The 17,501-nt window shown below is 64.4% G+C and carries 17 protein-coding genes; 12 read left to right on the top strand and 5 right to left on the bottom strand.

The window, feature by feature from the left end; genetic code table 11:
- Positions 1–108 precede the first annotated feature (108 nt).
- Entirely contained in the window at positions 109–1,113 is a 1,005-nt protein-coding gene (locus tag U5A57_RS38955; RefSeq protein WP_321917458.1) for a 3-hydroxybutyryl-CoA dehydrogenase, read from the bottom strand.
- Positions 1,110–2,213 carry an NAD/NADP-dependent octopine/nopaline dehydrogenase family protein gene (locus U5A57_RS38960; protein WP_321917460.1) on the bottom strand — a complete coding sequence of 368 codons (1,104 nt, stop codon included), beginning with the start codon at positions 2,211–2,213 and terminating at the stop codon, positions 1,110–1,112. The genes U5A57_RS38955 and U5A57_RS38960 overlap by 4 nt, the downstream gene beginning before the upstream one ends.
- Positions 2,214–2,423: 210 nt before the next feature.
- Here U5A57_RS38960 and U5A57_RS38965 point away from each other — a divergent pair, with 210 nt between their 5' ends.
- Positions 2,424–3,401, top strand: a complete 978-nt coding sequence (locus tag U5A57_RS38965; protein ID WP_321917462.1) for an AraC family transcriptional regulator — start codon at positions 2,424–2,426, stop codon at positions 3,399–3,401.
- Positions 3,402–3,412: 11 nt separating this feature from the next.
- Positions 3,413–4,453, top strand: coding sequence for a LysR family transcriptional regulator (locus tag U5A57_RS38970; protein ID WP_321917463.1), 1,041 nt, complete (start codon positions 3,413–3,415; stop codon positions 4,451–4,453).
- On the opposite strand, the gene U5A57_RS38975 is transcribed toward U5A57_RS38970, so the two are convergent.
- A complete protein-coding gene (locus U5A57_RS38975; RefSeq protein WP_321917465.1) occupies positions 4,450–5,544 on the bottom strand; it encodes a porin in 1,095 nt (364 codons plus the stop codon). The two genes, U5A57_RS38970 and U5A57_RS38975, sit on opposite strands and share 4 nt — an antisense overlap.
- A gap of 311 nt (positions 5,545–5,855) precedes the next feature.
- On the opposite strand from U5A57_RS38975, the gene U5A57_RS38980 reads away from it, so the two are divergent.
- Entirely contained in the window at positions 5,856–7,262 is a 1,407-nt protein-coding gene (locus tag U5A57_RS38980) for an MFS transporter (RefSeq protein ID WP_321917466.1), read from the top strand.
- 182 nt (positions 7,263–7,444) lie between these two features.
- On the top strand, positions 7,445–8,416 hold the full coding sequence (locus U5A57_RS38985) for a PDR/VanB family oxidoreductase (protein WP_321917467.1): 972 nt from the start codon (positions 7,445–7,447) through the stop codon (positions 8,414–8,416).
- Positions 8,417–8,428: 12 nt separating this feature from the next.
- Here the strand turns inward: U5A57_RS38985 and U5A57_RS38990 are convergent, their stop codons facing one another.
- The gene (locus tag U5A57_RS38990; protein ID WP_321917468.1) at positions 8,429–9,355 is read right to left on the bottom strand and encodes a LysR family transcriptional regulator; all 927 of its coding nucleotides are present in this window, start codon (positions 9,353–9,355) and stop codon (positions 8,429–8,431) included.
- A 153-nt stretch (positions 9,356–9,508) separates the two neighbouring features.
- On the opposite strand from U5A57_RS38990, the gene U5A57_RS38995 reads away from it, so the two are divergent.
- The 3 genes from U5A57_RS38995 to U5A57_RS39005 are packed head-to-tail and all read left to right on the top strand — an operon-like array spanning position 9,509 to position 11,719.
- Positions 9,509–10,786: an aromatic ring-hydroxylating dioxygenase subunit alpha gene (locus tag U5A57_RS38995; RefSeq protein WP_321917469.1), complete on the top strand. Its 1,278-nt coding sequence runs from the start codon at positions 9,509–9,511 to the stop codon at positions 10,784–10,786.
- Positions 10,783–11,283 (top strand): aromatic-ring-hydroxylating dioxygenase subunit beta, encoded by a 501-nt coding sequence (locus U5A57_RS39000; protein ID WP_321917470.1) that lies wholly within the window; start codon positions 10,783–10,785, stop codon positions 11,281–11,283. Before U5A57_RS38995 ends, U5A57_RS39000 begins: the two co-directional genes overlap by 4 nt.
- Before the next feature lie 49 nt (positions 11,284–11,332).
- A complete protein-coding gene (locus U5A57_RS39005) occupies positions 11,333–11,719 on the top strand; it encodes a 2-hydroxymuconate tautomerase family protein (RefSeq protein ID WP_321917471.1) in 387 nt (128 codons plus the stop codon).
- On the opposite strand, the gene U5A57_RS39010 is transcribed toward U5A57_RS39005, so the two are convergent.
- Positions 11,716–13,191, bottom strand: coding sequence for an ATP-binding protein (locus tag U5A57_RS39010; RefSeq protein WP_321917472.1), 1,476 nt, complete (start codon positions 13,189–13,191; stop codon positions 11,716–11,718). The genes U5A57_RS39005 and U5A57_RS39010 overlap by 4 nt on opposite strands.
- Before the next feature lie 248 nt (positions 13,192–13,439).
- On the opposite strand from U5A57_RS39010, the gene U5A57_RS39015 reads away from it, so the two are divergent.
- The 5 genes from U5A57_RS39015 to U5A57_RS39035 are packed head-to-tail and all read left to right on the top strand — an operon-like array spanning position 13,440 to position 17,486.
- Positions 13,440–14,636, top strand: a complete 1,197-nt coding sequence (locus U5A57_RS39015; protein ID WP_321917474.1) for an acyl-CoA dehydrogenase family protein — start codon at positions 13,440–13,442, stop codon at positions 14,634–14,636.
- Between the two features lie 34 nt (positions 14,637–14,670).
- A complete protein-coding gene (locus U5A57_RS39020; RefSeq protein ID WP_321917475.1) occupies positions 14,671–15,045 on the top strand; it encodes a hypothetical protein in 375 nt (124 codons plus the stop codon).
- Positions 15,046–15,049: 4 nt separating this feature from the next.
- Positions 15,050–15,574, top strand: coding sequence for a nuclear transport factor 2 family protein (locus tag U5A57_RS39025; protein WP_321917476.1), 525 nt, complete (start codon positions 15,050–15,052; stop codon positions 15,572–15,574).
- 21 nt (positions 15,575–15,595) lie between these two features.
- The gene (locus tag U5A57_RS39030; protein ID WP_321917477.1) at positions 15,596–16,720 is read left to right on the top strand and encodes an amidase; all 1,125 of its coding nucleotides are present in this window, start codon (positions 15,596–15,598) and stop codon (positions 16,718–16,720) included.
- Positions 16,721–16,742: 22 nt separating this feature from the next.
- Positions 16,743–17,486 carry an SDR family NAD(P)-dependent oxidoreductase gene (locus tag U5A57_RS39035; protein ID WP_321917478.1) on the top strand — a complete coding sequence of 248 codons (744 nt, stop codon included), beginning with the start codon at positions 16,743–16,745 and terminating at the stop codon, positions 17,484–17,486.
- Positions 17,487–17,501 lie beyond the last annotated feature (15 nt).

A 17,501-nucleotide genomic window follows, 5' to 3' on the forward strand; every position in this document is an offset into this window, starting at 1 on the left:
TAGGATGTCGTATTAACTACCCGTGGGAATGCAGACCAGAAGTTAAAGACCGGTGCCACATCTGTCAAATCAATCATATATGGCGAGTATCATCCATGACATGGATTTTCATGGCGCAATTGCCGAGTTGTAGTGCGGCGCAAGCCCGAGATGCTCGAGCAATCGCCCAAACTCGCCGAGTCGATGCTTCACGTACTCGGGCACTTCAACATCCGTGTAGTCGTAGAAGCCCTTGCCGTCGCGGATGCCGTCGCGCCCTTCTTCCATATGCCGCGTGACGATGGCGGCCGGTTCGAAGCGCTGACCGATCTCCTTCGCGAGGTAATGCGACGCGTAATAAAGTATGTCGCAGCCGCCCCAGTCGATGAACTCGAGCAACCCGAGGATCGAAAAGCGCAGGCCAAAGCCCGTACGTACGGCCATGTCAATGTCGTGCGCGCTGGCCACGCCCTCTTCCACCATGCGCGCCGCCTCGTTCATCACAAGCGCCTGGAGGCGCGGCACGATATAGCCGGCAGACGGCGCACATTCCACGGGCACCTTGCCCACGCGCAGCAGCAGGCACTTCATCCGCGCGACGACCGCGTCGTGCGTGAGGCTGCTTCGGCTGATCTCGACGAGCGGCATCAGGTGCGCAGGGTTGAGCCAGTGAGCGTTGACGAGCCGCTGCGGTTGCGTGACCACCTTTTGCAGATCGGTGACGAGAAACGTCGATGTCGTGGATGCGATCGTTGCCGCATCATCGACATGCGCGCAGAGCCATGCGAACGCCGCCTCCTTAGCCGCCATCACTTCGGGTACCGCCTCGAACACGACCTCGCAGCCAGCAAGCGTGGCCTCGGCGCCGACGCGATCGAGCACTTCGACACGCGCGAGCGCTTCATCGGCCCCGCTGGCGTCGATACGTCCAGACTCGACCAGCGTCAGCAATTGCCGCGCGATTTCGGCACGCGCGGCCGCCGCAAATGCGGCACGCGATTGTTCGTTGCGCTCCTTGAAATCGATGAGCGTCACGTGCAATCCGGCAAATGCGAACGCGAGCGCGATGCCCTGCCCCATGCGTCCCGCGCCGAGCACGTGGACGCGCTTCACGTCGACGGCACTGTGCGTCATGCGATCCCCCGCGCCAGCAGGCCGCGCATCGATTCGCGCGAAAGCGAGGCCAGCCCGAGGTTTTCGAGCGTGCGGCCTTCGCTGTACAGGTCGCGTCCCGAAACCGCGCTCGCTATGCTCAGCAATCCATGGCCGACTGGTGTCGGCACCCCGGCCCAGCGCCCCACCGAAACGATGAACGAGAGGCCGAGCCGCGTGTCTTCCAGCATGTAGCGGTGCGCCTTCAGGTCGATGCGCTCGCGCCAGTCGCCGCTGTCCGTGAGCTTGCCGTGCGCGCCGCGCCCATACATCCATTCGTCGCCCTCGCTCGCATAGTGGTCGGCGAGCGGAAAATGCGGCGCGCCGTATCCGAGCGCTTCGCGCACCGCCATGCGCTCGGCGTCGAGCGCATCCGTCACGCGGCGAATCGACGGCTTCGTGCCTTCATTGTGAATATCCCACGCCTCGAAATGCTCGAGCGGCCCCGCGTTCATCATGATGAGCGGCGGGTGGATCACGGGTCCCGCGTTCATCAGCGCACCGCTTAGCGCGTCCTCGATCGGCTCGACGCTCGGGTAGCCCTCCTTGAGCACGGGGAGCGCCCATTCGGCCGCGTTGGCGGGGAACACGCCGGTCGGCAGGCGTGTGGCGTAGGCGCTGATGACCACGTCGTTTTCGCCGTGGCGCCGCACGAGATACGGCAGCGTGCCCGTTTCCGTGAACGCCACGCGCGCGCGGTTGCCCGCATCGGCCATCGCCTTCGCGAACACGTAGCTGCCGAACGTGCCTGGCGGCAGAAAGACTACCTGATCATCGGCCAGGTGAGGCGCAAGCTGGCTTGCCAGCGATTCGTGCGTGGTGGACGGCAGCGGGATCACGATGAGCCGCGCCTCGCGCACTGCGCTGCCGAGATCGTCGGCAAGGCGTATCGCGCCACGCGCCTCGCCAACGGGTACCCGCCGCTTGCCGCGCCAGTCCTTCACGTTCAGTTCGCCCAGCTCGCGCAAACGCGCGCATGCGGCCGTATCGCGCCGCCACCACGTCACGTCGTGGCCCTTTTCGAGCATGTCGATTGCAGCCGCAAAGCACCCATGCCCGCCACCCAGTACGCTAACCTTCATGTCCTGCCTCCTTGTGCAATCCCTTGCTTCATTGGTCAGTGTCGAGATTAAAGGGGCGGCTCGCGCGCTGCGCGTCAACACGCGCAAACGCTATTCAACTCCGGCAACGGATTCGCGCGACGTATGCGGGTGAATCCGTTCTTGCGCAGACTTATTGACCATCGGATCATAGGCGCAGAGGCTCTGCTGTCACTTCGAGGCCATTAAACGATGGAAATAGCGATTCCCCGCACACACAGCAACCGGCTCGGCGCTTCCCGCGCGCGCGAGGATGTCGAACGCGAAGTGGCGAAGCTGCTTTGCGAGCACCGCATGGAGGTGTCGGGCCGCGAGCCGTTGAACGCGGAACTCTATGGCGTCGCGATGCATCGCGCGAGCCTGCTCGAGTTGTGCTACGGCCGCGAGACGCATATCGACGCGGGCGAACTCGACCATCATTACCTCTTTCGCGCGACGCTTGCGGGCCGTTGCGAGCTGGAATCGGGCAGTGAGCGTGCCTCGCTTTCGGCGGGCAGCCTCAGTGTGTCGTCGCCGTCACGCAAAAGCCGCATCAGCACCGACACCGCATGCCGCAGCCTGCTGCTGCGCGTCGATCGCGCCGCGCTCGAAATCAAGCTCGCGGAGATGCTGCAAAACTCGCTGCGACGTCCGCTCGTGTTCGAACTGGACATTAGCCGCACGCACAGCGGAGCCGCCGTGTTTCATTCCACACTGCGGTATTTGTGCACCTTGTGTGAGCAGATCGAGCCGAGCGCGCGCGACAGCCTGCTCGGTCCCGAACTCACGCAGTGGCTCGCCACACTGTTGCTCATGCAACTACCTCATTCGTACAGCGAAATGCTCGCGCGCGGCGCGAAGCCGCCGCTGCCCGCGCACGTGAAGCGCGCACGCGACTATATTGAGGCGCATCTCGGCGAAACGCTTTCCATTGCGACGCTCGCCCAGGTGGCGGGCGTGTCGCCGCGTACGCTGCAAAATGGTTTCAGCCAGTTTCTCGACCAGTCACCCGCCGACTTTATCCGTGAGCGGCGTATCGAAGCGGTGCATCGCGCGCTGAAAGCCGATCCCGAGCGCAGCGTGACCGACGTGTTGCTCGAGCACGGCGTGCACAGTTTCGGCCACTTCGCGAAGGCGTATGCGCGGCGCTACGGTTATCCGCCTTCTGCGACCGCGAAGTGCGGCCAGTAAAGCACACGCCCATGCCGAACCCCAGCGACTTCATTGCGCCCCCGGGCGACGAGCCCACCGACGCGCTGCGCGTGCAGGATCTCGACCTGAACCTGCTCAAGACCTTCAATGCGGTCTACGCGGAGAAGCATGTCGGGCGCGCGGCGCTGCGCCTGGGTATCACGCAGCCCTCCGTGAGCCATGCGCTCGGCCGGCTGCGGCTCCTGTTTCATGATGCCCTCTTCGTGCGCACGGGCGGCGGCGTCGAACCCACGCCGCGCGCGCAGCGTCTCGCGGCCTCAATCGACCGCGCGCTCGCCATCCTCCAGGCCGTGCTCGACGAGGGCGCCCAGTTCTCGCCCGCCACGTCGCGCCGCACCTTTCGGCTCCACATGAGCGATTTCGCGGAGACTGCGTTCCTGCCCACCTTGATGCGTGAACTCGACGAGCGCGCGCCCGGCGTCGTCATCGAGACGCTGCATATCGAGGAAAGCCAGTTCAACATAGCGGTGGAGTCGGGCCGCATCGACTTTGCAATGGGCCACTTCCCCCATGCATTCACGCATTTCCATCGCAGCGAACTGCTGCAGGAGCGCTATGTCCTGATGATGGCCCGCCGTGTGGCCGAGCGTTGCGGACTCGACGAGCATTTCGTGCTTGATACAACCGTGCCGCCTGCATTGCAGTTCATTTCGGTGAGCTCGCACCCGCAGTCGATGGCGCTGCTCGAACAACACGGGCTCACTTCGCGCGTCCGGGTAGCCGTGCCGAACTTCATGGTCGTGCCGGCCATACTCTATCGCTGCGACTACGCGCTCATCCTGCCGCGAACCGTTGCGCGCGCCTTCGCTCCGCTCGGCGAGATGGCCGCGTTCGAGATCGCCAATGCGTCGGTGTGGCCCGTCAACGCATACTGGCATCGTCGCTTCGACGCCGATCCGGGCCACCGCTGGCTGCGCGCGCTATTGATGGAGCTATTTCGCATCGGCACGCGCGAGCCGTACGACAGCTGGCTCGCGATTCCGCCCAGTCTCCGGCCGCCCTCAACGCATGAAGGCGAGCGGCTCGTTTAGAACGACGTGAGAATGCCCGCCACGATCGAGCTTGCGGTGGCGCCCGGCTTGCCCACCGGCACCGCGCCGCCGCCCGCGCCGTTGATCGAGAACGCGGCATGCTCGCCGTTGTGGACCATCGCCGCGCCCGTGTAGAGCACGGTGCGTTTCGAGAGCGGATAGTCGAAGCGCAGGCCATATGAATCGGCATTGCCTTCGCTGTCCGCGATCTTGTGATAGTGACCGTAGCTCACGAGCAGCGACGCGCGGCCGATCGGCACCGTCGCGTTCAATTCGAAAAAGTCGTTGTGCGGGTTCGAATACGCGCTCGCCACCGCCGTCGTCACGTCGGGGCCGCCGCGGTGCCGCAAATAGATGAACGCCGGCTTCACGAAGCCGAAATCGTACGAGATCGCGCCGAGCGCGTAGTTGCCGGTGCCGGTGGGACTCGTCGGCGAGAGCGTCGCGGCCGTTGCCGTGCTGAACTTCTGCTGCATGTAATCGACGTCGATCGAAAGCGGCCCGTTCGCGTAGTTGATTCCGGCGCCATAGGTGTCGCCGAGTGTCGAAGGCACGTTGCTCGCGCCATTCGCGCCGCGCGAAGCCGTGGCGCGCAGTAGCAACCCGCCAAAGCGTGGCGACGTGTAGCGCAGTGTGTTGCTCGTGCGCAGGAACCAGGGCTGGACGAAGTTGTTCGACGCGTTGCCCCATGCGAGACCCGCGCCATATCCCGGCAAACTGTAGGTCACGAACGACGTATGGAGAATCGTATACGTCTCGCCGGCCTGCAGGCCGCCAAAAGGTCCGGTGAGCCCGACCCACGCTTCGCGGCCAAACAGGGAGCCGTTGCCGCTGATCGCGCCCGTCGCCGAATTGAAGCCGTTTTCGAGCTTGAAGATCGTGGCATAGCCGCCGCCGAGATCCTCCACGCCCTTCAAACCCCATTGCGTCGCGAAGAGATTGCCAGTGCCCATGCGCACCACGTGGTTCGGCCCGAAGTTCGCATATTCGATCGACGTGTCGATACGGCCGTAAAGCGTGAGGCTCGATTGCGCGAGCGCGGGCACCGCCGCCATGCCCACGATTGAAATACACCACTTCCAGTTGGTCATTGTTGTCGTCCCGCGAGTCGTGAGGAATCGGGGCGAGTCTAGAAAGGCCAATATCCGGCGTCGATCAAGCGGGCCATATATCACTTATAGATCTCGTTCATGAACGCGGCGGCACGCGCAAAGTACAGCCTCCAGCCCCCGTCAGTACGCGATTTCCCGGGGACGCCCCTGGTGATTTCTTTAGAGCGCTCGGTAGTTGCGAGCAGGCGTTTGGGAAACTTGCGCCTATATCTGCGAAATTTGTTTGCGTACGCTGGTCCACCAGAGTGCATGCACCTGAGACCACACGACCGACACATCGGAGATACGCCATGACCCCCACCCCCGCCAGCGCGCCAGCCGGCGCAAAAAGCGCCAGACGCTACACGTATGAGTGGTACGTAGTGCTGATCTGCATGCTTGCCTATGTCTTTTCCTTCGTCGACCGCCAGGTGCTGGCGCTCATGATCGAGCCGATCAAGCGCGACCTGCACCTCACGGATACGCAGTTCAGCCTCGTGCACGGCTTCGCGTTCTCGCTCTTCTATGCCGTGATGGGCATTCCTCTCGCGTATCTCGCCGACCGCTTCGCGCGGCCTCGCATCATCGCTACCGGCATCGCGCTCTGGAGCGTCGCTACGGCGGCTTGCGGCATCAGCCAGAACTTTCTGCACATGTTTCTTGCGCGCATGAGCGTGGGCGTGGGCGAAGCTTCGCTCTCGCCGGGCACCTACTCCATGCTTGCCGACTACTTCCCCAAGGAGAAACTCGGCCGGGCGGCAGGTGTCTATTCGCTCGGCTCGTTCATTGGCGGCGGCATTGCATTTTTGATTGGCGGCTATGTGATCGCGCTGCTCAAGCAGGCTTCGATGGTCACGCTGCCCTTCGTCGGTTCGGTGCATGGCTGGCAGGTCACGTTCTTTATTGTGGGACTGCCCGGCCTTCTCGTGGGCCTCGTCTTCATCCTCACGGTGCGCGACCCGCAGCGCAAGGGGCTCGTGCAAGACGTGAGCGGCAAAGCGCGGCGCGTTTCGCTTGCCGATTCCGCGCGCTTCATCCGCTCGCATGGCAAAACGTTTTTCTGCCACTACGTCGGCTTCTCGTTTTACGCGATGACGCTGTTCTGCCTCATGAGCTGGACCCCGGCGTTCTACATCCGCCGCTTCGGCATGTCGCCGGTGGAGGCGGGCTATACGCTCGGCACGATCCTGCTCGTGGCCAACACGACCGGCGTGTTCTGCGGCGGCTGGCTCAACGACTGGCTCCTGCGCCGCGGCCGCAGCGACGGCCCCATGCTTGCGGGCTGTATCGGCGCGGCGGCAATGGCCCTGCCCGCCGCCGCTTTTACACAGGTGAACAGCCTTGGCGGCTCGCTGACGCTGCTCGTGATCGCGATGTTCTTCGCCTCGTTCCCGATGCCGACTTCGACCGCCGCGATGCAAACGCTCGCGCCGAACCAGATGCGCGCGCAGATCTCCGCCGTGTTCCTGCTCGTGTCGAACCTGATCGGCCTTGGCATTGGCACGACGCTCGTCGCGTTGTTGACCGACAAGGTGTTCGGTTCGCCGCTTGCAGTTGGGCAATCGATGTCGATCGTGAGCCTTGTCGCGGCGTTGCTCGCGACCGTGCTGCTGGGCTTCGGCTGCCGGCAGTTCCGCCTGAGCCTCGCGCGCGAGGACGCGCACGCGCAGCGCGCAGACGCAGGCATCGAGGCGACGTTGAGCGCCACGCGCGCCTGAGATGAACATGCGCCTCCCGCGCCAGTATTATCAATGGCATTGATGCGGTAGGCCATTTTTTATCGATTTGCCCGATCTCCCGGGCGGCCGTATGCTCGGTTCAACGCCTCGCGCCTCGCGCGCGAGCGTTCCATTCAGTCCAGCATCCAGAAACTACCGCTATTTCAGCGATCGGCCTCATCATGCAAGCCACTTCATTCAAGGTTCGCGTCGACGCCTTGTGCGACGAAGCACAAGGCATTCGCTCGTTCAGCATTTCGCGCCTCGACGGCAAGCCGTTCGACGCTTACGAACCGGGCGCGCATATCGACGTCACGGCACCGTCCGGCATCACGCGCCAGTACTCGCTCTGTGGCGACCCGGACCAGCGCGACGTACAGCTCTTCGCAGTGAAGCGCGAGAGTGCATCGCGAGGCGGCTCCAGTTCGTTGCACGACGACGTGGCAGTCGGTAGCGAGCTAGCGGTCGGCGCGCCGCGCAACCTGTTCCAGCTTGCGCCCGGAGCGCAGCGGCACGTGCTGATTGGAGCCGGCATCGGCATCACGCCGCTTTTGTCAATGGCGTATCACCTCATCAAGCAGAATGCGCCCTTTGAATTGCACTACTTCGCGCGCAGTGCGGAACACGCGGCGTTCCTGCCGCTGCTCGCGCGCGCGCCATTTGCGCCCTACGCGAAGCTGCACTACGGCGTGGAGCCCGACGCGCTGGACGGTGCACTCGCGTGGTGTCTCGCTACGGCCGAGACGGGCACGCACGTTTATACGTGCGGGCCTTCCGCGTTCATGGAGCGCGTGGTCGCGGTGGCCGAACAGCGCTTGCCCGACGACGCCATCCATCTCGAACGTTTCGCGGCAGAGCCCGCGTCGCCCGCAAGCGATGCAGCGCTCGATGCATTCGACGTGCAGGTGGCCAGCACGGGACAAACCGTGCGCGTGGAAAAGAACACTTCGATAGTCGATGCGCTCGCAACCATCGGCATCGAGGTCGATACGTCGTGCGGGGAAGGCGTATGCGGCACTTGCATGGTCGACGTCGTGACAGGCGAGCCCGAACATCGCGACCACTGTCTGAGCAAGGCCGAGCGCGCGAGCAACAAGGTCATCTGTTGCTGCATTTCGCGCTCACGCTCGCCGGTTCTCGTGCTCGATCTCTGAGCATCGCCGTGTTCAGCGCTTCTCCTTGTCGAACCGCTGCATGATGGCCTGAATCAGCTCGCGCATCCACGCAATGCCTTCGTCGTCGTGGAAGTGCTCATGCCAGTGCATGGTCACGGCTGCGACCGGCATGGTCACGGGCAGCGCGTAGATCTGGAAGCGTCCGTCCGCGTTGAAGATGTGCGCGAGACGGCGCGGCAGCGTCGCGTACAGGTCGGTCACGGCGAGCACGCCTGGCAGTGCGACGAAGTGCGGCAATTCCAGCGCGATATTTCTGCCCACGCCCTGCGAGCGCAGCGCGTCGTCCAACGCGTGATGGCTGTGCTCGACGGACCTCACCTGCACATGCGAGGCCTCGACGAACTGCGCGAGGCTCAGCGTCTCGCCGCGCGGCAAGCCGCGCCTGCGGCGCGTCATACACACGTAGGTCTCTTCGAACAGCAATTGATGGCGTGTGCGCGAGGTCAGCTCGGGCAGATTGCCGATCGCGAAATCGAGGCGGCTCGAACGTAGGGCGTCCTCGATCTCGTCCACCGGCAGTGGCTCGACGCATACGCGCATTCGCGGTGCCTCGCGATGGAGCGCTTCGCAAATCGGCGGCAAATAAGCCATTTCTCCCGCGTCCGAGAGCGAGAGCCTGAACGTGCGCGTGCTCACCGCCGGATCGAAGCGCTCGGCGTAGCGCAGCGCCTCGCGCACCGTGTCGAGGGCACGGCCGACGATCGCGGCGAGTTCCAGCGCGACCGGCGTTGGCTGCATGCCGGCACGCGTGCGGATGAAGAGCGGATCGTCGAACAGCGAGCGCAGGCGCGAAAGCGAATAGCTGATGGCGGGCTGCGAGAGCGCGAGCCGCTCGCCAGCCTTCGTCAGGCTGCGCTCCTCGACGATGGCCTGAAAGACCCGCAGCAAGTTCAGATCGACGTTGTCGAGTGATGGCATGGTTTTATCAGCCGCGTTTATGTGAGGTTCAATTTTAGATCGATTTGACGCATGAAGCACCAGGCGTGAGACTTCAATCAACGCACAGGCGGCGCACGACCTGCGCTTTAACCTCCTCGCGAGACATCGCGATCACCCCGATACTCCGACATCATGAGCGATAACTGGCAGACCATCGACACGAGTACGCTGCGCGGCCGCGTAGAGACGGACCGCATCGCGCCTTCGCTGTACTACGATCCGGCGCTGTTCGAAGCGGAACTCGAGCGCATTTTCTACAAGACGTGGATCTGGGTTGCGCACGAAAGCGAACTGCCCAACGCAGGCGACTTCCGCACCACGACCATCGGCCGGCAGCCGGTTATCGTCGTGCGCGACAAGACGGGCACGGTGAACGTGCTGCAAAATCGCTGCCGCCATCGCGGTGCGACCGTGTGCGAAGAACACAAGGGCAACGCCAAGGGCTTCACGTGCCCGTACCATAGCTGGTCGTATGCGCTCGACGGCACGCTGCGCGCACTGCCCTATGGCGACGGCTACGAAGGGGTGTGCGAAAAGGGAGACTTGCCGCTTGAAAAGCTGCGCGTCGGCATCTATCAGGGGCTCATCTTCGCGAGCTTCAACAAGGATATCGAACCCCTCGAAGACTTCCTCGGCGGCGCGAAGCCCTGGATCGACCTCTTCATGAAGCAGGGCGCGGGATACCCCGTGAAAGCCAACGGCGAACACAAGTTCAAGTTCAAGGGCAACTGGAAGATCCAGCTCGAGAACACCACGGACCTCTATCACTTTCCTGTGGTGCACAAGTCGTGGATGAAGTCGATCGACGACGAAACGGCTGCGGCGATCACGAGCTTCATGACGAGCGATCAGGCCTTCTGCCGCTCGCTCGGCAATGGCCACAGCCTGGCCGTGCTCGTGCCCGAACTCGTCGACCTCGACCAGGACGATGGCGCGCCGCTGCCCGAGCGTTTTCAGGAACTGGCCGCGCAACTGGCCGGGCGCCACACGCCCGAAGAAGTGCGCCGCATCGTACGCTCGCTCATGGGTGTGGGCTTCAACCTGAACCTCTTCCCGAACCTCGCGCTCTCGATGGCGTTCTTCCGCGTGCTGCGGCCCATTTCGGCAGAGGAAACGGAAATCCGCCACGTGGCGCTCGCCATGGATGGCGGCCCCGAGGAGGCCAACCGCGTGCGCCTGCGCATTCACGAACACTTCCAGGGCCCGTTCGGCTTTGGCAGCCCCGACGACGCCGAAGCCTGGGAGCGCGTGCAGCGCGGCTCCCACGCCGGCCCCGGCACGCCGATCCTCGTGAATCGCGGCCTGAACCGCGAAACCACGGCACCGAACGGAGAAAAGACCGCGCACGCCACCGACGAAACCGGCATGCGCGAAGCGTATGCACAGTGGCGCGCCATGATGGAGGCATGATGGACGATCGAAACGTACTCAACTCGCAAGAGACCTTTACGCGCGCCGTGCAGTTCATCTGGCGCGAAGCAGAAATGCTGGACCGCCGCGAATACAGCGCCTGGCTCGAACTGTGGGACCCGAAGGGCCATTACGTCGTGCCGATCGACCCGAACACAATCGACTTCGCCGCCACGCTGAACTACGCCTACGACGACCAGCACATGCGCGAAATGCGTGTACAGCGTATGACGTCGGGCTATTCGGCATCGGCGAGCGATGCGGCACGCACGGTGCGCACGGTTTCGCGCTTCACGCTCTCGAGCGATGCGGCCGATACCGTGGAAGTGAAGTCGGCGCAGATCATCGTGGCGTACAAGCGCGGCGCGAATACGATCTTCGCGGCGGACCTCACGCACCGCATCAGCTTCGCGAGCGGCGAGCCGAAGCTTCTGCAAAAGGTGGTCCGCCTGATCGATTCGACCGAAGCGCTGAGCGCGATCGGATTCCTGCTCTAAAAACAGGGGCGCGCGGCTCGGCTTGCGCGCCCTTCTGCCATTCGACTCCATGCCTACACTCGAAGTCTATTTGCCCGCTGGCCACGCGCAAGCACGCAAGGCGCAGTTGATCGCGCGTCTGACCGAAGCCACCGTCGAAGCGATCGGCGCGCCCGCCGAATCCGTGCGCATATTGCTGAGCGAACTGGCTGACACGCACTATGGTATCGGCGGCAAGCGTGCCGCCGATGGCGCGCCACCTTCGCTGCCGGTGATCGTCGCGATCCTGATTGCAGGGCGCACGTTAGAACAGAAAGCCGCGTTGATCGATGCGCTCGCAACGACAAGCGCCGAGGTGCTCGACTCTGCGCTCGATGCCACGCGTGTAATCATCAAGGACATCCCGAATACCGACTTTGGCCTTGGCGGCAAAACGGCCCGTTCGCTCGGGCGCTAACCTGCGGGGATGAGCGGCAGCGCGAAGCAGCATTCGAGCCCGCCGCCCGGCGCGGGCTGCGCCCAGATTGCGCCGTGGTGCCGCGTAACGATGTTCTTGCACAGCGAGAGGCCGATGCCGTTGCCGCCCGCCTTCGACGACGAAAAGCCGTCGAAGAGGCGGCCATGCGCACCGGCGGGCACGCCCGGTCCGTTGTCGATCACGCTCACGAGCGCCCTGCCGTCTTTCTCCTCGCAAGCGAGCGTGAGATCGCGCCGGTCCGCATCGACATCGGCCAGCGCGTCGATCGCGTTGAACGCGAGATTGAGCACGACCTGCCCGATCAACACGCGCTCGCACATCACAGGTAGCGCGGCCATGGGCTGCACGATATGCATCCGCACGCTCGCGTCGCGCGCGCGCAGTTCGATGAAGTAAGCGACCTCGCTGAGAATGTCGCGCAGGTCCGAGCGCGTTTCGGTTGGCTCGCGCTTCACGACGTATTCGCGCACGCTCTTGATGATGAGTGCGGCGTGCTCCGCCTGGCGGTCAGCGCTGCGCAGACCCCAAATCGCATCTTCAACGGGCCCCGCCTGTTCGAGCCGCCTTATCGCACCTTCGATGAAATTGCGCACCGCCGCGAGCGGCTGGCTCAACTCGTGCGCAATCGCCGTGGCCATTTCTCCCATCGCGTTGTAACGCCCGGCGTATTCGAGCATGCGTGCTTCGGTGCGGCGTGCGTCTTCGATACTCACCTCGTCGGAGATGTCACGGAAGTGGATCAACAGACCGTCGAGATCGTCTTCGATCACGAGCCGCCGGCAGGTAATGCGCAGCCAGCACGCGCTGCCGTCGCGGCGCGTCATGCGATAGCGCTGGGGCTCGGACGGACCCTGCAGCGGCGCGTCGTCGAGTTGCTCGGCAAGGCGTTCGCGGTTGCGCTCGCTGCAGTAGTCGAACACGGAACCCGGCGCCTGTTCAGCGGCGAGGCCGAGCACGCGACGCCCGGAGTCGCTAATGAAGTCGACCGTGCCGTCGAGCCTGAGCACCGCCACGCCTTCGCTGAGGTCCTGCATGAATTCGCGCAGCCGCGTTTCGTGGCGCCGCAATGCCTGGCGCATCGCCTCTTCCGCACTGATGTCGCGAAACTGCACCATTACGACCGCGCGCTCCTTGAGCGGCACATACGTCGCAATCGCTTCCGAAAGCATGTCCTGCCCGGTGCGCGAGCGATAGCACCATTCATAGCCCTGCGGCCCTTCGGTGATCGAGCGGTCCATCGCCGCCACGGCGATTTCGCGCGCGTATTTCGGCGCGGGGCGCGTCATGTCGTGCGCCTTCAGCGGCAGCAGTTCTTCGACAGAAAAGCCCAGCGCGATGCAGGCCGCGCGATTGGCCCAGACGATCGCCTTCGTGCTGGCGTCGTGCAGCAGCACGCACAGGGTCAAGGCGTCGAGCAGGCGGCTGAAATCGTCTTCGGTGGGGTACGTCATGATCGTGAACCGGATATGGCGGCACGCCCCGCCTGGTGGTTCCAAACGATAACATCCGCGCGCGGAGCGGGGAACCTGAAGATTTCTTTAGGCGCGCGGGGAACGCTACTTAAAAATGCGTGCGGCGTCCCAATTGATGACCCCTTTTTGCCTTTTTAGACTGAGTTCCAGACTGTGCGCACGCGTTCGCGCTGCGCCCGATACACATGGCCTTCAACCTTGCGGCTCAGGAACTCAGGAGAAACACCATGGCATTAGTTGCGACCGCCGTCGCGTCCCATAGCGACATCAATGCAGAGGCCTGCGCCACGCAGTCGGGCGGCCGCCTCTCGCTCGACGAGGTCATCGACGTCGTGGCCGCGCGCCGCGACGAATTCGACCGGCTTTCGCACGTCCCACGCGACGTCATCGATCTCTTCAAGCGCGCTGGCATCTTTCGCGCGGGCACGCCCAGGCGCTTTGGCGGCGACGCGCGCGCGCCTGGCGAATTCCTGGAGATGATCGAGCGGATTGCAGTTGCCGACGGCTCCGCGGCATGGGTTGCGAGCTTCGGCTCGGCCAATGTCTACCTCGCCGCGCTGCCGCTCGAAACGCAGGCGCAAATCTACGCGAGCGGCCCCGACCAGGCCTTCGCGGGCGGCCTCTTTCCCGTGCAGACCGTTCAGCCGGTTGAAGGCGGCTGGCGCGTGAACGGTACGTGGAAGTTCGCGAGCGGCTGCAAGGGCGCCGACTGGCTCGGCGTGGGCATCAGCACTGGCAACAGCGCGGGCAACGCCCCGAACAAGCCGCGCACGGCCGTTTTCCGCCCCGAGCAGGTTGAGATCGTCGAAAACTGGAACGTGGTCGGCATGCAGGGCACGGGCAGCCACGACCTGCGCGTGACCGACCAGATCGTCACCGACGACTGGACCTTCGTGCGCGGCGGGGCGCCTTGCGTGGACGAGCCGCTCTATCGCTATCCGACCGTCGCTTACGCGGCCCAGGTGCTCGCGGTCGTCAACCTCGGTCTCGCGCGCGCGGCGCTCGACGTGGCGAACCATATGTCCGGCGGCCGCCGCACGACGACCGGCGCGCCGCAGCTCGCGGACCGTGCTTACTACCGCATCGAGCTTGCAAAGGCCGAGGCACAGCTGCGCTCGGCACGCGCATTCTTCTACGAGTCGACCGATAGCGTCTGGCGATCCATTCTCGCCGGCAACCCCGTGACCCCCGATCAGGTCAGCCTGCTGCGTCTTTCCGCTACGCAGATCGCGCGCGAAGGCGCCGACGTGGTGCATCGCGCGTATCGCCTTGGCGGCACGATGGCGATCTACAAAACGCACCCGTTGCAGCGTTTGCTGCGCGACGCAATGGTGGTGACGCAGCACGCGTTCCTCGGCGAGGGCAATTTCGACGGCGCGGGCGCCGTGTTCGTCGGCGTGCCGCCGATTCCCGGCTATCTGTAACCGTATCCATCACATATCACAAGGAATCGATCAAATGTCCGAAACTTCCCGCCCCCTTCCGCTGCGCGTCCTGTTCTGCTGCGGCGTGACGCAAAACTTCTTCGACCTGCCGCGCGAGAAGATCGGCGAAGTCTGGCAGGCGTACGGCAAGATGCTCGCCGCGGTAGAAGCGATGGAAGGCGTCAAGGTGCTCGGCATCATGGACGACGACCGCCTCGTGGTCGGCCAGGCCGGCGGCGCGCCGTGGACCTTCTACATCATGGCCGACGTTGCCGACTTCGATACGGCCGTGGCCGTTTGCAATCTTTATCGCACGACGCCGGTGGGCGAATACAACCTGTGGCGCTACGGCAAGATCGAGGCGCGTGTGGGGCGTGCGCTCGCCGTGCCGCCCGCAGCGACCGCTTGATCCTATGGCAACGATCACTGACGCTGCACGCACGATTGCGGCGCTGGAAGCGCGCCTTGCCGCACTCGAAGGCGCTAGCGCCGCACGAAAAACCATGGCGCGCTACATGGCGCTGTGCGACGTGCCGAGCGGCGCGCTCGACGGCGAATCGCTCGCCAGCCTTTTCACGGCCGATGCGGTGTGGGAAGGCATCGGCCCGCAATATACGAGCAAGTTCGGCCGTATCAAAGGCCGCGAGGCCATCGTTGCGATGCTCGCGCGCTATCTGCCACCCGCGCCGTACTTCGCGACCAACGTGCACTTTCTCACGTCCGAGAGCATCGAAATGGTGACGCCCGCGCGCGCGACGGGCCGCTGGATCATGCTGCAGGCTTCGGGCTACGTGGACGAGCGCGCGGAGCTGATCGGCGCGCGGCTCGAAGTGGACTTCGTGCCTGCGCCCGATGCATCTACGTGGCTCATCGCGCACTTTCGCACCGAGCGGCTTTTCGACGCGCCATGGCGCGTGTCGCCGCGTCCGGCTGCCTGACCCCCAAAGGAAATCGAATCGATGAGCGCATTGATCAGTGCCTTCACTCGTGGAGGCGACGGACCCACCATCGTCATCAAGGACACCATCGACATTGCGGGCATGCGCACGACGGGCGCGAGCCGCGCGCTCGCAGAAACCGCGCACGCGCAAAAGCATGCAGACGTGGTGCAGTTTCTGCTCGACGCGAAGTGGAAAATTGTCGGCAAAGCCAACATGCACGAACTGGCGTTCGGCATGACGGGCATAAACGATTACACGGGCACGCCCGTCAATCCGCAAGACGCGACGCGCATTCCGGGCGGCTCGTCGAGCGGCTCTGCGAGCGCGGTCGGCCAGGGGCTCGCGGAAGCTGCGCTCGGCACCGACACGGGCGGCTCGATTCGCGGTCCCGCCGCATGTTGCGGCGTAGTCGGCCTCAAGCCCACATTCGCGCGCGTTTCACGGCGCGGCGTCGCGCCCGCCGAATCGACGCTCGATTGCGTGGGCCCGTTTGCCCGCGACGTGCGCATGATCGTCGAGGCGATGGGCGTCATCGCGCCCGCATTTGACAAGGCAGCCGCGCGAGAAGAACTCACCGCGTGCAGTATCGGTATTGCGCAAGTCGATGCGCGAGCAGACCTGCTTGCCGCCGTCACGCGCGCGCCGCAGCGTGCGGGGTTTTCGTCTCGGGCCATCGAGCTTGCGGGCCTCGCCGACGCGTTCCATGCGGGCCTTGCGATCATCAACGCGGAAACGTGGGCGGCATTCGGCCATCTCGTGGATAGCGGCAAGCTCGGCGCGGATCTGGAAACACGCCTGCGCGCCGCTTCGTCCACTACGTCCGACCAGGTGAGCGCAGCGGAACGCGTGCGCCGCCGCTTTACCGATGCTGTGGATCGCGCGCTAGACAGCGTCGATGTGATCGTGATGCCGACGCTTCCCGCCCTGCCGATCACGGTCGACGATGCGCGGCGCGGTGTGTCGGTGATCGCGATGTCGTCTCTGATCCGCCCGTTCAATCTCAGCGGTCATCCGGCGCTGAGTCTGCCGCTGCCCATTGAAGGCTCACCGCTGAAGGCCGGGCTGCAGATCATAGGACGCCATGGCGCCGACGAACGGGTTTGCGCCGTTGCTGCAGCGTTCGAAGCAGCGCTCGCCAGCTGAAATTTTCAAGGAATAGAAACCCATGTCCAGCAGAGTCGTCCTCGTTACCGGTGCGGCGCGCGGCCTCGGCGCCGTGATTGCCGCGCGTTTTCATGCGGCGGGCTACCGCGTCGTCCTCGGCGACGTGGCATTCGATGCCGCCGCTGCCACCGCGCGCGCGTTGAGCGCCGATGCGTCGAGCGCATTCGCGTTGAAGCTAGACGTCACGCGCAAAGAGGATTTCGAGAGTGCGCGCGATGCGATCGTCGCGCGCTGGGGCCACGTCGATGCGATCGTGAACAATGCGGGTGCATCGAAGGTCGTGCCTGTCATGGAGATCACGGCCGAACAGTTCGATCAGGTCATCGACGTCAATCTGCGCAGCGTGCTGTTCGGCTGCCAGGTGTTCGGGCAGCACTTCGCGAACCAGGGCGAAGGACGCATTGTGAATATTGCTTCGCTGGCCGGCCAGAATGGCGGTTCGGCAACGGGCGCGCACTATGCGGCGGCCAAGGGCGGCGCCATCACGCTCACCAAAGTGTTCGCGCGTGATCTCGCCGCCTCTGGCGTGACCGTGAATGCCATTTCGCCGGGGCCGCTCGATTTGCCTATCGTGCACGAGAGCGTGCCCGCGGACAAACTCGACAAAGTGATTGCGAGCATTCCCGTGGGGCGCCTGGGCGCCGCCGACTACGTCGCCGACGCCGCCGTGCTGCTCGCCTCGGGCAACGCGTACTTCGCCAACGGAGCGTGCTGGGACATCAACGGCGGTCTTTACATGCGCTAACCAGTGCGCCAACTC

This window comes from Paraburkholderia sp. J11-2, assembly GCF_905220185.1.
Classification (GTDB): Bacteria; Pseudomonadota; Gammaproteobacteria; order Burkholderiales; family Burkholderiaceae; genus Paraburkholderia.

What these genes read in the sequence shown, in the direction of transcription:
- U5A57_RS38965 (WP_321917462.1), top strand. Translation starts at nt 2,424, where the DNA reads ATGGAAATAGCGATTCCCCGCACACACAGCAACCGGCTCGGCGCTTCC.
- U5A57_RS39035 (WP_321917478.1), top strand. Translation starts at nt 16,743, where the DNA reads ATGTCCAGCAGAGTCGTCCTCGTTACCGGTGCGGCGCGCGGCCTCGGC.
- U5A57_RS39010 (WP_321917472.1), bottom strand. Translation starts at nt 13,191, where the DNA reads ATGACGTACCCCACCGAAGACGATTTCAGCCGCCTGCTCGACGCCTTG.
- U5A57_RS38985 (WP_321917467.1), top strand. Translation starts at nt 7,445, where the DNA reads ATGCAAGCCACTTCATTCAAGGTTCGCGTCGACGCCTTGTGCGACGAA.
- U5A57_RS38960 (WP_321917460.1), bottom strand. Translation starts at nt 2,213, where the DNA reads ATGAAGGTTAGCGTACTGGGTGGCGGGCATGGGTGCTTTGCGGCTGCA.
- U5A57_RS39020 (WP_321917475.1), top strand. Translation starts at nt 14,671, where the DNA reads ATGTCCGAAACTTCCCGCCCCCTTCCGCTGCGCGTCCTGTTCTGCTGC.
- U5A57_RS39005 (WP_321917471.1), top strand. Translation starts at nt 11,333, where the DNA reads ATGCCTACACTCGAAGTCTATTTGCCCGCTGGCCACGCGCAAGCACGC.
- U5A57_RS38980 (WP_321917466.1), top strand. Translation starts at nt 5,856, where the DNA reads ATGACCCCCACCCCCGCCAGCGCGCCAGCCGGCGCAAAAAGCGCCAGA.
- U5A57_RS39015 (WP_321917474.1), top strand. Translation starts at nt 13,440, where the DNA reads ATGGCATTAGTTGCGACCGCCGTCGCGTCCCATAGCGACATCAATGCA.
- U5A57_RS39025 (WP_321917476.1), top strand. Translation starts at nt 15,050, where the DNA reads ATGGCAACGATCACTGACGCTGCACGCACGATTGCGGCGCTGGAAGCG.
- U5A57_RS39000 (WP_321917470.1), top strand. Translation starts at nt 10,783, where the DNA reads ATGATGGACGATCGAAACGTACTCAACTCGCAAGAGACCTTTACGCGC.
- U5A57_RS38975 (WP_321917465.1), bottom strand. Translation starts at nt 5,544, where the DNA reads ATGACCAACTGGAAGTGGTGTATTTCAATCGTGGGCATGGCGGCGGTG.
- U5A57_RS38955 (WP_321917458.1), bottom strand. Translation starts at nt 1,113, where the DNA reads ATGACGCACAGTGCCGTCGACGTGAAGCGCGTCCACGTGCTCGGCGCG.
- U5A57_RS38970 (WP_321917463.1), top strand. Translation starts at nt 3,413, where the DNA reads ATGCCGAACCCCAGCGACTTCATTGCGCCCCCGGGCGACGAGCCCACC.
- U5A57_RS38990 (WP_321917468.1), bottom strand. Translation starts at nt 9,355, where the DNA reads ATGCCATCACTCGACAACGTCGATCTGAACTTGCTGCGGGTCTTTCAG.
- U5A57_RS39030 (WP_321917477.1), top strand. Translation starts at nt 15,596, where the DNA reads ATGAGCGCATTGATCAGTGCCTTCACTCGTGGAGGCGACGGACCCACC.
- U5A57_RS38995 (WP_321917469.1), top strand. Translation starts at nt 9,509, where the DNA reads ATGAGCGATAACTGGCAGACCATCGACACGAGTACGCTGCGCGGCCGC.